The 13,106-nt window shown below is 74.8% G+C and carries 14 protein-coding genes, 1 tRNA gene and 1 pseudogene; 10 read left to right on the top strand and 6 right to left on the bottom strand.

Going from position 1 to position 13,106, the window contains the following annotated elements; translation table 11 throughout:
• Nucleotides 1-110 precede the first annotated feature (110 nt).
• The 6 genes and pseudogenes from MHY85_RS02725 to MHY85_RS22020 form a co-directional block, all read left to right on the top strand.
• A complete protein-coding gene (locus tag MHY85_RS02725) occupies nt 111-2,441 on the top strand; it encodes an Ig-like domain-containing protein (RefSeq protein ID WP_239192900.1) in 2,331 nt (776 codons plus the stop codon).
• A 240-nt stretch (nt 2,442-2,681) separates the two neighbouring features.
• Nucleotides 2,682-2,754 (top strand) — tRNA-Arg (locus MHY85_RS02720).
• A 148-nt stretch (nt 2,755-2,902) separates the two neighbouring features.
• The gene (locus MHY85_RS02715; protein ID WP_239192898.1) at nt 2,903-3,262 is read left to right on the top strand and encodes a VOC family protein; all 360 of its coding nucleotides are present in this window, start codon (nt 2,903-2,905) and stop codon (nt 3,260-3,262) included.
• Nucleotides 3,263-3,353: 91 nt separating this feature from the next.
• On the top strand, nt 3,354-3,851 hold the full coding sequence (locus tag MHY85_RS02710) for a hypothetical protein (RefSeq protein ID WP_239192886.1): 498 nt from the start codon (nt 3,354-3,356) through the stop codon (nt 3,849-3,851).
• On the top strand, nt 3,848-4,156 hold the full coding sequence (locus MHY85_RS02705) for a transcriptional regulator (RefSeq protein ID WP_239192883.1): 309 nt from the start codon (nt 3,848-3,850) through the stop codon (nt 4,154-4,156). Before MHY85_RS02710 ends, MHY85_RS02705 begins: the two co-directional genes overlap by 4 nt.
• Before the next feature lie 178 nt (nt 4,157-4,334).
• Nucleotides 4,335-4,499, top strand: a pseudogene (locus MHY85_RS22020) (phosphoadenosine phosphosulfate reductase family protein); the annotation flags it as partial.
• Between the two features lie 414 nt (nt 4,500-4,913).
• On the opposite strand, the gene MHY85_RS02700 reads toward MHY85_RS22020, so the two are convergent.
• The 6 genes from MHY85_RS02700 to MHY85_RS02675 form a co-directional block, all read right to left on the bottom strand.
• Complete coding sequence (locus tag MHY85_RS02700) at nt 4,914-5,756, bottom strand: aldo/keto reductase (protein ID WP_239192879.1); 843 nt, start codon at nt 5,754-5,756, stop codon at nt 4,914-4,916.
• Nucleotides 5,753-6,472 (bottom strand): gamma-glutamyl-gamma-aminobutyrate hydrolase family protein, encoded by a 720-nt coding sequence (locus MHY85_RS02695; RefSeq protein WP_239192876.1) that lies wholly within the window; start codon nt 6,470-6,472, stop codon nt 5,753-5,755. The genes MHY85_RS02700 and MHY85_RS02695 overlap by 4 nt, the downstream gene beginning before the upstream one ends.
• Entirely contained in the window at nt 6,469-7,341 is an 873-nt protein-coding gene (locus MHY85_RS02690; protein ID WP_239192874.1) for an ABC transporter substrate-binding protein, read from the bottom strand. The genes MHY85_RS02695 and MHY85_RS02690 overlap by 4 nt, the downstream gene beginning before the upstream one ends.
• A gap of 88 nt (nt 7,342-7,429) precedes the next feature.
• The gene (gene solA / locus MHY85_RS02685) at nt 7,430-8,590 is read right to left on the bottom strand and encodes an N-methyl-L-tryptophan oxidase (protein ID WP_239192872.1); all 1,161 of its coding nucleotides are present in this window, start codon (nt 8,588-8,590) and stop codon (nt 7,430-7,432) included.
• Nucleotides 8,590-9,354, bottom strand: a complete 765-nt coding sequence (locus tag MHY85_RS02680; protein WP_239192869.1) for an amino acid ABC transporter ATP-binding protein — start codon at nt 9,352-9,354, stop codon at nt 8,590-8,592. The genes solA and MHY85_RS02680 overlap by 1 nt, the downstream gene beginning before the upstream one ends.
• The gene (locus MHY85_RS02675) at nt 9,351-10,148 is read right to left on the bottom strand and encodes an amino acid ABC transporter permease (protein WP_239192866.1); all 798 of its coding nucleotides are present in this window, start codon (nt 10,146-10,148) and stop codon (nt 9,351-9,353) included. The genes MHY85_RS02680 and MHY85_RS02675 overlap by 4 nt, the downstream gene beginning before the upstream one ends.
• Nucleotides 10,149-10,328: 180 nt before the next feature.
• Here MHY85_RS02675 and MHY85_RS02670 point away from each other — a divergent pair, with 180 nt between their 5' ends.
• The 4 genes from MHY85_RS02670 to MHY85_RS02655 all read left to right on the top strand — a co-directional run.
• Nucleotides 10,329-11,081 carry a transcriptional regulator gene (locus MHY85_RS02670; protein ID WP_239192856.1) on the top strand — a complete coding sequence of 251 codons (753 nt, stop codon included), beginning with the start codon at nt 10,329-10,331 and terminating at the stop codon, nt 11,079-11,081.
• Entirely contained in the window at nt 11,074-12,243 is a 1,170-nt protein-coding gene (locus MHY85_RS02665) for a MalY/PatB family protein (RefSeq protein WP_239192854.1), read from the top strand. Before MHY85_RS02670 ends, MHY85_RS02665 begins: the two co-directional genes overlap by 8 nt.
• A 31-nt stretch (nt 12,244-12,274) precedes the next feature.
• On the top strand, nt 12,275-12,619 hold the full coding sequence (locus MHY85_RS02660; RefSeq protein ID WP_239192852.1) for a carboxymuconolactone decarboxylase family protein: 345 nt from the start codon (nt 12,275-12,277) through the stop codon (nt 12,617-12,619).
• Nucleotides 12,620-12,909: 290 nt separating this feature from the next.
• Nucleotides 12,910-13,106: hypothetical protein (locus MHY85_RS02655; RefSeq protein WP_239192850.1), on the top strand; the 197-nt coding region annotated here is incomplete at its 3' end.

Below are 13,106 nucleotides of genomic sequence, written 5' to 3'. Positions count from 1 at the left end.
CCAGGCCGCGGCGGCCGGACCTCAGTTCCCCTCCGATCCCGGCACCGCCCGCCGATCGGTCCCCCGTCCGGTCCGGGGGCGGCTCCCCCGTCGAGAGAACGAGGGAACCCATGCCACACGCCCGTCCGACCTGGTGGGAGCGGCTGCGCCGCCCGGCCGCCCTGGCCGCCGCGGCGGCCGTCGTCGCGATCCTGGCGCCGGCGTCACCGGCCACCGCGGCGGTCACGGCCACCGTCACGCTCTCCGCACCGGTCGCGGGGGCGGAGCGGATCGACCGCACCGCCACCTACGACCTGAGCTGCGACTTCGACGGCCCGACCGAGCGCGCGGGCGGGTTCTGGGCGCTCAGCAGCAGCGCGGGTCGCGCCGGCGGCGGCGAGCTCACCCTGGTCGACGACGGCCTGCACCGCTCCGGGAAGTTCACCATCGACTACGCCGGGCTGCCGGCGGGCTCGTACCTGATCACCGCGGCCTGCTACACGACGTCGTCGTCCTCGGTGTGGACGACCCGGTCCGTCACGCTGGGCGACGTCGCGACGTCCACCACCGTCGTCTCGCCCGGCACCGTGGTGCTCGGCCAGCAGTCGACCCTGGCCGCGACCGTCGTCGGCGTCCCCGCGGGCCAGCTCGTCCACTTCGCCCTCGGCGAGGAGGAGATCGGGACCGCGCCCGTCGACGCCTCCGGCCGAGCGGAGATCTCCTACGCGTTCACGACCTCCGGCACGGTGTACGCCCGGTTCCTCGGCTCCGAGGGCTTCGCGCCATCGGGCTCCCTGTCGTCGGTGACCGTGCTCTCCGACGTCGCCGCGGGCACGTACTCGTACGCGCCGCGCCCGACCGTGGGCACCCGGGTCCAGTTCGACACCTGGGGCTGGAGCCCGTCCCTGCAGCAGGGCCTCACGCTCGGCTACGCGTGGTCGGTCGGCGGCGAGGTCGTCAGCCGCGAGGAGACCTTCACCCCGTCGGCCGAGCAGGTCGGCCAGGAGCTGTCCGTCACCGTGACCGGGTCGCACCCGCTCCTGGCCCCCGGCACCGCGAAGTCGTTGACGACCGTCATCGGCACCGTCGAGCGCGGGACGATCGCCGAGGGGCACGTGAGCGTCGAGGGCACCGTGGACGGCCAGGCCGTCCTGGGGCAGCCGCTCGTCGCGCGCGCCTCGGGCTGGACGGGCGCGACCGTCTCCTACCAGTGGTTCATCGGCGACGACGAGTTCTCGCGCCCCGGTGACACCTACACGCCGGTGCCGGCCGACCTGGGCCGGTCGATCCGGCTGCGCGCCACCGTCATCGCCCCCGGCATGACGACGGTCTGGGACGACGCGTGGGTCCGGGGCTCGGTCGCGACCCCGACCGTCACCGTCGGCTCGTCCACGGTGACCGTCGGCCGCGACGCCGTCGTGCCCGTCACCGTCTCCGGCCCCGCGGGCGCACCGGTCCCCGCGGGCGAGGTGCAGGTCACCCTGACGCCCCGTGCCGGCGGCGACCCGGTCGCCCTCGACCCGGCGTCGCTCACCGGCAGCGGCACCGCCTCCGTCTCCGCGGCCGGGCTCGCGGTGGGCACCTACGACGTCGTCGCGACGTACCTGCCCGGGTCGAGCCCCCACGCCGCGTACTCGGTCCCCGCGGCGACCGACCTGCCGTCCGACCCGTACCGCAGCGCCGCCGGCTCCGGCACCGTCACCGTGACCAAGGCCGCGGTCGGGGTGCGGCTCGACGGCGCGCTGACGGTGGCGGTCGCGACCCGGGGCGAGCTGACCGCAGCCGTCACCGGGGCCGCCGCGGGACAGGCGTTCGTCGTGCGCGAGGGCGGCACCGTCCTCGGGCGCGGCACGGTCACGGCGGGCGGCGGCCTGACGTTCCGCCTGCCCGTCCTCGCCGTCGGCGCCCACGACGTCGTCGTGGAGCTGCCCGAGACCGCCACCACGCTGGCCGCGTCGGCGACGGCGCGGGTGACGGTCCTCGGCGAGCCGCCCCGGGTGGGCGCCCTGCCGACCGCGGCGCTGGACACCCCGAAGGCCGCGACGGCCCCGGGCCAGCAGATGGAGCTCGTGGCCGAGGGCTTCCAGCCCGGCGAGACCGTCGCGTTCTACCTGCACTCCGACCCGGTGTTCCTCGGCACGGCGGTCGCCGGGGCGGACGGGGTCGCCCGCCTGCTCGCGACCGTCCCCGCGGACGTCCCGGCCGGCGCGCACACGGTGTACGCGACCGGCGGCACGACCGGCCGCTGGGCGACGCTGGCCGTCGAGCTGGCCGTCCCCGGCGCAGCGGCGGCTCCGTCGGCCGGGACCGGGGCTCCCGCGGCAGCGGCGCCGGTCGCGGCGGCCGGCGACCTGGCCGTCACGGGCGCGCAGACCGGCGGGGCGCTGGCCGCCGCGTGGCTGCTGCTGCTCGGCGGCGCGGGTCTCGTCGTGCTCGCCCGGCGGGCGCGCGCGGCGCGCTGACCCGACGCCCGCCGCCCCGCCGCCGCTCGGTCGAGCGGGCGTCGAGCTCGGTGGTTCTGCACGAGATCGGTACCTGCAACCACCGATCTCGACGCGAACCACCGATCTCGGCGAGGCGCACACGCGCTCGGCGCGGGCGGCGGACGGGGCGGCGGGGCCGGTGTGGCGGGGCGCACGCCGGGCCGGTTTGGGCCGAGCGCCCGCGACCTGTACTCTCTTCTACGGCCCTCCGGGGCCGATGCGCCCGTAGCTCAATGGATAGAGCATCTGACTACGGATCAGAAGGTTGGGGGTTCGAGTCCCTCCGGGCGCACAGCACGAGAGAAGCCCGGCGCCGGTGGTGCCGGGCTTCTCTCGTCCCCGGGGCGCGGGAACCCGCCACCACCTGCACCACCCGCACCCGGGTCGGCGGACGCCACCTCAGCGCGGTGCGTGCCCGGGCCGGCCCTACGGTGGCGCGCATGGACACGATGACGATCGGCATGATCACGTTCGACACCACGGACGCGCGGGCGCTCGCCACATGGTGGTCGCGCCACACGGGCGGCACCGTGCAGGGTCCCGACGACGGCGCCTCGGCGGTGGTCGCGCCCGCGCTCGGCGGGCCGATGCTGGCGTTCCAGCGGGTCGACGACCCGACGCCCGGCAAGAACCGGGCGCACGTGGACCTCATGGTCGCCGACCGGCGGGCGACCGCCGCGGCCATGGTGGCGGACGGGGCGACGCTCGTCGGCGAGCGCGCTCACGACGGCTTCTCCTGGACCACGTTGGCCGACCCGGACGGCAACCAGTTCTGCCTCGCCCAGACGGACGGCGCCTGACCGGTCGCTCCGCCCGCGGCCCGGCGGGCGACGACGGGAGGCACCACCGGTGACTTTCCCTCCCGGCAACTGATCGCATAGACTTGCCGACATGGAAACCGACGACGCCGACCGCCCCGGGCCCCGCACCCCGCCCTCGCCCGCCGAGGCCCGCGCGGCGCTGGCCGACCTCCGCGCGGACGGCGCCGCGCTCGCGGAGCGCGTCGTCACCCCCGCGTGGTACCACCCGGTCCTGGGCGCGATCGTCGCCGCCATCACCTGCACCCAGGCGATCGGGTCGCACGCGCGCCTGATCTTCCTGCCGATCGCGCTGTTCGCCCTGCCCCTCCTCGTCGTCGCGTACCGCCGGCGCTACGGCGTCTGGCTCAGCGGGCCGGCCGGACCGCGGTCGCAGCGGATCCAGCGGGCGCTGATGGTCGTGCTCCTCCTCGTGTTCGGCGGCGCGGTCCTCATCGGGCTGACCCCGATCCCCTACCCGTGGGTCCTGCCGCTGGCGGTCGTCGGCCTGGTCGTGCCGATCGTGCTCGGCCGCCGGTACGACGACGCCCTGCGCCGCGAGCTCGCGTCCCCCCGGCCGGGGGCCGCGTGACCGCCGCCGCCACCCCCGAGTTCAGCGACGTCGTGCACTCCCCCGCGCGGCTGCGCATCTGCGGCGTGCTGCGGCGCGGCGCCGAGATCGAGTTCGCCGTGCTCCGCGACATGCTCGTGCTGTCGGACGCGAACCTGTCCAAGAACCTGCGCGTCCTCGCCGACGCGGACATCGTGGCGGTCCGCAAGGAGCGGTCCCCGGCCCGCTCCGACGCGCGCCGCCTGACCTGGGTCACCCTCACCCCTGCCGGCCGGCGCATCGTCGAGGCGCACCTCGCCGCGCTCGCGGAGATCGCCGGGGACTGACGCCGGGCCGGCACCCCTCCCCGGGGGCCGACCACCTCACCGCCCGGTCCCGGGGCTGGGTGGTGCGCAGCGGATGGCACCGTCGAGGTCATGACCAGGATCCGCGGGGACGCGCGCCCGGGCGACTCCGCGGCGGCGGCGCGCACGGTGCTCGACGCGGCGCGCACGCCTCGACCGGGTGTTCGCCGACTTCGACACGGTCGTCGTCGCGTTCTCCGGCGGCAAGGACTCGGGGGCGATGCTGCACCTGGTGCTGGACCACATGCGTGCCCGCGGCATCCGCAAGCCCGTCCACGTGTTCCACATGGACTACGAGGGCCAGTACTCCGCCACCACCGAGTACGTCGACTCCGTGCTCTCGTCGGACGGTGACCTCGTCGTCCCCTGGCGGGTGTGCCTGCCGGTGGCGGTCGGCTGCGCGGCGACCATGTTCGACGACCACAGGTCGGGGGTTCGAGTCCCTCCGGGCGCACAGCGCAGAACCCCCGCCCAGGTCACCCCGGGGCGGGGGTTCTTGCATGCCCGAACGCGATCCGCGTGCTACGGCACACCCGTGCGCAGCGCCGTCCGGAGGCTCCGGCCGATGGCGAGGTCCGGGACGGTCCACGCCGCGTCGCACTCCCGGTGCGCTGACCTCCAGGCCGCGCGCACCCCGGTCGCACTCGTCCGTCCGGGTCGACGGCCTCGGCACCAGCAGCACCGCCCCGGTGCGGTCTCGGTGACCTCGGTGGACGGTCCGGGCAGCGTGACCCCCTGGTCACGCCCCGGTGAACGTCCGGGGGTCCGCACCGATCCGTGCCGCGCGGTCGAGGTCGTCCACGGCTGCCATCTCGGAGGGGGTCAGCGTGAACCCGAGCACGTCCAGGTTCGCCGCCATCCGGTCCCGGGACACCGTCTTGGGCAGCACGACGTGGCCCTGCTGCACGTGCCACCGCAGGACGACCTGCGGGACGGTGACGTCGTGCGCGTCGGCGATCGGCGTCAGGGCGGGGTGCTCGACGAGCGCACCGCGCGCGAGCGGGCTGTAGGCCTGGACGACGATCCCGCGGTCGGCGCAGAGCGCCCGCAGGTGGCGCTCCTGGTTCTCGGGGTGCACCTCGATCTGGTTGACCGCCGGTCGCGGGAGGCCGTGGTCGTCCAGGGCGTCGAGGTGCTCGGGCAGGAAGTTCGACACCCCCACCGCGCGCGCCCGGCCGGACTCGGCGATCTCGGTCATGACGTCCCAGGTCTCGATGTACCGCCCGAGCGGGGGTGCCGGCCAGTGCACGAGGTACAGGTCGACGTGGTCCAGGCCGAGGGCGTCGAGGCTGCGGTCGAACGCGGGTAGCGCCCCGTCGCGCCCCAGGTCGCGGATCCAGAGCTTGGTCGTGACGAACACCTCGTCGCGCGCGAGCCCCGAGGTCGCCAGAGCGGCGCCGGTGGCCGCCTCGTTGCCGTAGACGGACGCGGTGTCGAGGTGGCGGTAGCCGACGTCGAGGGCGTCCTCGACCACGCGTCGCGCCTCGTCGGGCGCCACCTTGAACAGGCCGAACCCGATCTGCGGGATCGCGACCCCGCCGGTGGTGGTGATCGCCGGGGAGGCGTGTGCGGGGGCGTTCACGCGGGGACCGCCACGGCGGAGCCTGCGGTGCGGGTCGCGTGTGCGCGCCGCACGAGGGACGCGAAGAGCGCGGCGGACACCCGGTGGGTCGGCGCGAGCTCCTCGGGGTGCCACTGCACGGCGTGCACGCGGCCGTCGAGCGACTCGACGCCCTCGACGACGCCGTCGGCGGTCTCCGCGGTGACGCGCAGACCGGCGCCGAGGTCGCGCACGGCCTGGTCGTGGATGCTGTTCACGGGGAAGGGGTCCTCTCCTGCGATGTCTCGGAGGGCGCCCGCGGTCGCGCGCACCTGGTGGACCAGGGCGTCGCGGGGGACGGCGGGGGCGTGCTGGTCGGCGAGCCCGTGGTGCGGCAGGTACTGCCACAGGGTGCCGCCGTGGTGGACGTTGAGCACCTGCAGCCCGCGGCAGATCCCCAGGACGGGGACGGCCTGCGCGCGCGGCGTGGCCAGGACGGCGAGCTCGAACTCGTCACGGTCGTGCTCGGGGTCGAACGCGACGCCGGCCTCGTACCCGCGGTCGTACCGCTCGGGGGCGACCGACGCCCCGCCGGCGAGCACGAGGGCGTCGGCGTCGGCGGCGTCCCACGCGGCCCGGCCCGCGGAGGGCCGCAGGAGGACAGGGTGTCCCCCCGCGGCCCCCACGGCGCGCAGGTAGGGGTCGGCGTGCGTGGTCTCGCCCGCGAGGACGACCACGACGGGCGCGGGGCGGGTCACGGCCGCTCGAACGCCACGTCGGCGGAGCCCGGGGTGAAGTCCTCGGGGATATCGGCGCCGGGGTAGAACTCCTGCACGAGCTCGTACCAGGTGCCGTCCTCGATGACCTCGTCGAGCGCCTCGTCCATCGCGGCCGTCAGCTCCGGGTTGTCCTTGGACACCGGGAACGCGATGGTGTTTCGGCTGTTGAGCTGGGAGTAGACCATCTCCATACCGGCGTCGGGGTACTCGTCGAGGTACTTGGTGCCGGTGCCGAACGGCGCGAGCCAGGCGTCGCCCTGACCGGAGATCAGCGCCTGGAACGCGGCGGTCTGGTCCGGGAACCGGGTGGGCTCCAGGCCGAGCTGCTGGGTGGCGTACTCGTCCTGGACGGTGCCGTTGGCGACGAGGACGTCCTGGCCCTCGAGGTCCTCGAACCCGGAGTAGTCCGACCCGGCGGGGGCGACGATGCCGAGGAACGCGAAGTAGATGGAGCTGGTGAAGTCGACCGTCTCCTTGCGGGAGTCGGTGATCGACACCCCCGCCGCACCGGTGTCGTACTGGCCGTTGGTGATCGACGCGAGCAGCGAGGTGAAGTCGATCGCCGAGAACTCGGTCTCCAGGCCCATGCGATCGGCCACCTCCCGCAGCAGCTCGACGTCGAAACCGGTGAACTCCCCGGTCTCGTCGATGTACGCGTTGGGGGAGCCGTCGGAGATCGCGGCGACGGTGAGGGTTCCGGGGGTGACCAGGTCGTAGTCGGCCTGGGTCGCGGAGGTGGAGGTCGCGCCTCCCCCGTCGCTCGCGGCGACGGGAGAGGAGCACGCGGCGAGGGCCAGGGCGGAGCCGAGGGCGATCAGGGGCAGGGGGGAGCGCAGACGAGAGGTCACGGGTCGTGCCTTTCCGGGGAGGGGCAGGGAGGCCGTCCGGCCGCGGGGGCGGCCGGTGCGGGTGGTGCTGGCGGTGCGGGTGGTGCGGTCAGAAGCGACGTGGGTCGAGATAGCCGGTGTCGAGCGTCGGGGCGCGGCCCTGGACGAGGTCGGCGACGAGCTGCCCGATCCCGGCGCTGTGCTTGCCGCCGTGCCCGCTCTCCCCCGCGGCGACGACCAGCCCGCGGCCGTCGCCGACCTCACCGACGAGGAACTGCTCGTCGGGGGTCCGGGTGGAGTGGCAGACGTACCCGGCGGTCGGATCGGGGTGCAGGGCGGGCAGCCACCGGGCGACCACGTCGGCGGCGGGTCGGCCGTCGGCGGGGTGGAAGGTGCGGTCGAGCTGGTCGGGCAGCGGGTCGTCGCGGCGGGCGACCGCGCCGCGAGGGCCGACCTTGACGCCCTCGCCGGGCAGCGCGCCGTGACCCCAGTAGCCGCCGCCGTCGCCGACCTCGCGGATGAACGCGCCGACCCGCTCGAGGTCGGTGGGCACCCCGGTGCCGGTGCGTGGCGCGAACCAGGTCATGGGCATCCGGGTGGTGCGCAGCGGCAGTGCGGGCAGCAGCTCGCGCGTCCACGACCCGGCGGCGACCACCACCCGCGGTGCGCGCAGCACCCCCGTGGTGGTCTCGACGCGGTAGCCGCCCGGGATCTCGACCACCGCGGTGACGTGCACACCCGACCGGGTGCGGGCGCCGGCCTTCTGCGCCGCCTCGAGCGCGCGGGCGACGGCGGTCTCGATGCGCAGGGCCCCGGAGGACGGGTCCAGGACGCCGACCTCGTCGGGCGCGACGTCGCCGTGGAACGGGAACCGCTCCGCCAGGGCGTCGCGGTCGAGCGTCTCGACCGGCAGCCCGCTGCGCTCCGCGGCGGCGCGCACCGCCGGGACGGCGCGACCGCCGGGGTGGCCGATGGTCAGCCCGCCGGACAGGGTGACCAGCGGGTCCGTCGGGTCCTCGAGTTCGCGGTACAGGTCGAGCGACAGGTCCGCGAGGCCGGACAGCAGGGGGTGCTCGAGGCAGACCCGGCGGAACAGCCGCGTCGACCCCCACGACGAGCCGTGGGCGTGCGGCGCCTCCCACCGGTCGACCGCCAGGACGTCGACGCCGTCCTCGGCGAGCCGCCACGCGGCCATCGACCCCCAGGCGCCAGTGCCGACGACGACGACGTCGGCGTCCCAGACACCGGCTCCGGCGCGTGCCGTGCTCATCACAGGACCTGCGACAGGAACTGCTGGAGGCGGGGGCTCTGCGGGCGGTCGAACACGTCGTCCGGGGTGCCGGACTCGACCACCACGCCGCCGTCCATGAAGACGACCTGGTCGGCGACGTGCCGGGCGAAGCCCATCTCGTGCGTGACGACGACCATGGTCATGCCGCCGCCCGACAGGTCCTCCATGAGGCGCAGCACCCCCTTGACCAGCTCGGGGTCCAGGGCGCTGGTGACCTCGTCGAACAGCATCACCTCGGGGTCCATGGCCAGGGCGCGCGCGATCGCCACGCGCTGCTGCTGGCCGCCGGAGAGGCTGGACGGCCGGTACGGCGCCTTGCCCCGCAGGCCGACGTGCTCCAGCTGGCGCAGGCCGATGTCCTCGGCCCGGTCCTTCGGCACGCGCTTCAGCCGCCGCAGGGCGAACGTCACGTTGTCCAGCACGGTCATGTGCGGGAACAGGTTGAAGTGCTGGAACACCATGCCGACCCGGCGGCGCAGCGCGTCGGGGTCGTCGGCCATCACCGAGCGCCCGTCGAGCAGGACCTCGCCCTGCTGCGGCTCGATCAGCCGGTTGAGGGTGCGGAGCAGCGTCGACTTCCCGGAGCCGGACGGCCCGATGACGCAGGTGGCGCTGCCCTGCGCGACGTGCAGGTCGACGCCGCGCAGCACCTTGACGTCGCCGTAGGCCAGGTGGATCCCCCGGGCGGTGAGGCTGCCGGAGGCGGTCGTGGACGACGCCGGGGCGGGGACGGTCGTGGTCATGCGCGCGCTCCGATCGGGGTGGCGGCGGGGGCCGTGGCGGGGGTCGTGGTCGCGAGGTCGTCGCCGTCGTCCGTCGGGGCGGCGACCCGGCGCCCGTCGCGCAGGCGGCGGTCGATCCAGTTGACGAGGTGCGTCAGCGGGACGGTGATCGCGAGGTAGCAGACGGCTGCGGCGATCAGCGAGGACTGGTTGCCGGTCATGGACGCGAAGTCCTGCGCGATCCGGAAGATCTCGCGCTGGTCGGCCTGCAGGCCGAGGTAGAACACGAGCGAGGACAGCTTGATCAGCTGGATGAACTGGTTGACCGTGGCTGGCAGCACCCGGCGGAGGCCCTGCGGGATGACGACCAGCAGCATCGCCCTGCCGTAGCCGAACCCGAGGGCGCGCGAGGCCTCCATCTGGCCCTTGTCGACGCTCTGGATGCCCGAGCGGAAGATCTCCGCGAGGTACGCGCTGGTGATCAGCGTGAGGGCGAGGATCCCGAGCGGGTACGGCGACGTCGTGCTGAACACGTCGCGCGCCAGCCAGAACAGGCCCTGGCCGATGATGACGATCGCCAGAATCGCGGGGATCCCGCGGAAGACGTCCACGTACACCCGGGCGGGCCAGCGCAGGATCCGCCGGCGCGACAGGCCCATGACCGCCAGCAGCACGCCGGCCGCGATCGAGAACAGGGCGGAGACCGCGGACAGGTAGAGCGTGTTGACCAGGCCGACCCCGAGCATCGTGGGCAGGACCTGGGCGATGTAGTCGAGGTCGAGCAGGTTCTGCACCAGCCGGGACAGCACGTCCATGCCTCGTCTCCCTTCGACCGGTTGTGGCGGTGGTTGATCGGTGGTTGAGGACGCTAGGCAACGCCTCCCGGGTGGTTGGTTTCCGCTGCGTAAACTCTGCGTTGCGGCTCTCAACTCCCAGTTGATCTCTTACTCTCGGCGTCGCAGGGTTCAACCAGAGATCGATGACTTGGAGGAGAGATGACCAGCGGGAACAGCGCCGCGTCGGCGTCCGGCGAGCAGGACCTCGCCGCACCGCAGGACCCGGGCGCGCTCGAGCCGGCCGCGCTGATGCGGCTGCTCGGCCAGGTCGTGGAGTCCGTGGGCTCGGCGCTGCCACGGACCATCGAGGTCGTGCTGCACGACCTCGCGCGGCTCCCGGACTCGATCGTCGCGGTGTCCGGCGACGTCACGCACCGGGTCGTCGGCGACCCGGCGACCGACGTGCTGCTGCGGGCCGTGGTGGACGGTTCCACCGACCGGTTGACCGGCTACGAGACCCGTCTCGACGACGGCCGGCTGGTGCGGTCCTCGACGCTGATCGTGCGGGACGGCGCCGGTGCTGCGGTGGCGGCCCTGTGCGTGAACGCCGACGTCACCGCGTGGGAGCGGCTGCGCACCCTCGCCGACGAGGTGCTGGCGCCCCGTGGCGGCGCGACCGCACCGCGCGAGGCCGTCGGGCAGGGCGACGCTCCGCCGGCCGAGAAGTTCGCCACCGACGTCGACGAGCTCGCCGCCCACCTGGTCCGCCAGGCCATCGCGGACGTCGGCGTGCCGGTGACCCTGATGAAGAAGGAGCACAAGCTCGCGGTCGTCGCCGAGCTGCGCGCCCGCGGCATGTTCCTGCTGCGCGACGCGGTCGAGATGGTCGCGACCAGCCTGCACGTCAGCCGCTTCACGATCTACAACTACCTGAACGAGCTCGACCAGTCGGGGCGGGCGGCCGATGACTGACCTCCTCCCGCCCCCCGGCCGCACCCGGACCTGGCAGGAGCACGCCGACGTCCTGCGCCGCCGCGGCGGGGAGAAGTGGGCGGCGGCGACCCCCGACCAGCTCGCGGCGTGGGTCGCGGAGATGGACTTCGGCGCCGCCCCGGCGGTCACCGACGCGCTGCACGACCTGGTGGCCCGCGCGGAGCTCGGCTACGTCGCCCCCGCCCGCCGCCAGACCTACCGCGAGGCGGTGGCGCGCTGGTACGCCGACGAGCACGGCTACGTCGTCGACCCGGCGCGCGTGCACGTCGTCGCCGACGTCATCGAGGCGTACCGGCAGGCGCTGGCGCACCTGTTCCCCGAGGGCGACGTCGTGCTGCCCGTGCCGGCCTACCCGCCGTTCACGATCGCCGCGCGCACCCTCGGCCGCCGGGTGCGGACCGTGCTCCTGCGCGAGCGCGCCGGCCGGTGGGAGCTCGACCTGGACGCGCTCGACGCGGCACTGCGCGGCGGCCCCCACGTGCTGGTGCTGTGCAACCCGCAGAACCCGACGGGGCGGGTGCACACGCGCACGGAGCTGCTCGCCGTCGCGGACCTGGCCGAGCGGCACGGCGCCAGGGTCTTCGCCGACGAGATCCACGCGCCGCTGGTGCACGCCGGGCACGTGCACGTCCCGTACGCGAGCGTCTCCCCCGGCGCCGCCGCGCACAGCGTCACCGCGTTCAGCCCGTCGAAGGCGTTCAACCTCGCCTCGCTGAAGTCGGCCGCGCTGCTGCTCACCCGCGACGAGGACGTGCGGGCCCTCGCCGACGTGGGCCACCTGGCCTCGCACGGCGCGAGCATCGCCGGCCTCGTCGCCGGGACCGCCGCGCTCGACGCCGCGCGCCCGTGGCTGGCCGACGTGCGGGCGACGCTGCAGCACAACCGCGACCGCGTCCTCGCCACGCTGTCCGGCGCGCCCGGCCTGCGACTCGCCGCACCCGAGGGCACCTACCTCGCGTGGGTCGACGCCACCGCGACGGGCGTCACCACACCGGCCGCCCACCTCGCCGACCGCGGCGTCCTGGTCAACGACGGCGCCGGCTTCGGCGACGCGTACGGCAGCTGGTTCCGGCTGAACTTCGCCACGCCCGCGCCGGTCCTCGAGGAGATCGTGCGCCGCGTGGTCGCCGCCTTCACCTGACCCGCCCCACCCACCACAGGAAGAGAGCACCGTGTCGCACTACACCGACCCGACCGACGCCCGGTACACCTCGGTCTACAAGGAGCAGACCCCCGAGATGCTCAAGGCGTTCCTCGCCTTCGACTCCGCGGTGTTCGCGGCCGAAGGTCCCGAGCTCCCGCTGAAGGTGCGCGAGCTGATCGCGGTGGCCGTCGCACTGACCACGCAGTGCTCGTACTGCATCGAGGCGCACAGCGAGAACGCGATGAAGGCCGGGGCCACCCTGGGCGAGCTCGCCGAGGCCTCCTGGGTGGCCAGCGCGATCCGGGCCGGCGGCGGGTTCGCGCACGGGCGGATGGCGTTCAAGTTCGCACAGCCGCACGCGCACGCCGCCTGACGCGTGCTCGTGGCGTCGCGCGCCGTCGGGCCGGGCCTCGGTGCCGCGTCCCGACGGCGCGCGTGGTCACGTCCCTGCCGGGCCGTTGCCGACGACGGGGCGCAGCCCTGATCCTGGTCGTGGTGCGCCGACCGCGTCGAGGCAGACGCCGGGCGACCCGTCGGCCGTCCCGCCGCACCGTGAGCCGCCACTGGGCCGCGGTGAGAGCCGGCCCTTCCCACGGGTACCGGCGCGCCCCCGGGCGCCGAGCCCTCCCCTGCTGATCGCGCAGAAGCCGGAGGCGTTCGACCATGACCGAGAGCACCCGCACCCCACCCCGATCCGCCCTGCTGTGGATCCTGCTCGCGACCACCTGCTGCCTGGCGGGCTGGATCCTCGGCGACCTCACCCGCGCCGACGCCGCGCCGACGCCGCCGGCCCGGATCGCGCTGGCCACCCAGGAGGCCTCGGCGAGCTCGCCCAGGGTGGCCCCGGCCTTCATCGCGTT

Source organism: Cellulomonas sp. ACRRI, from assembly GCF_022346185.1.
Lineage (GTDB): Bacteria > Actinomycetota > Actinomycetes > Actinomycetales > Cellulomonadaceae > Cellulomonas.
The sequence above is the reverse complement of the archived record's forward strand: the minus strand, read 5'-3'. Positions and strand labels throughout refer to the sequence as shown.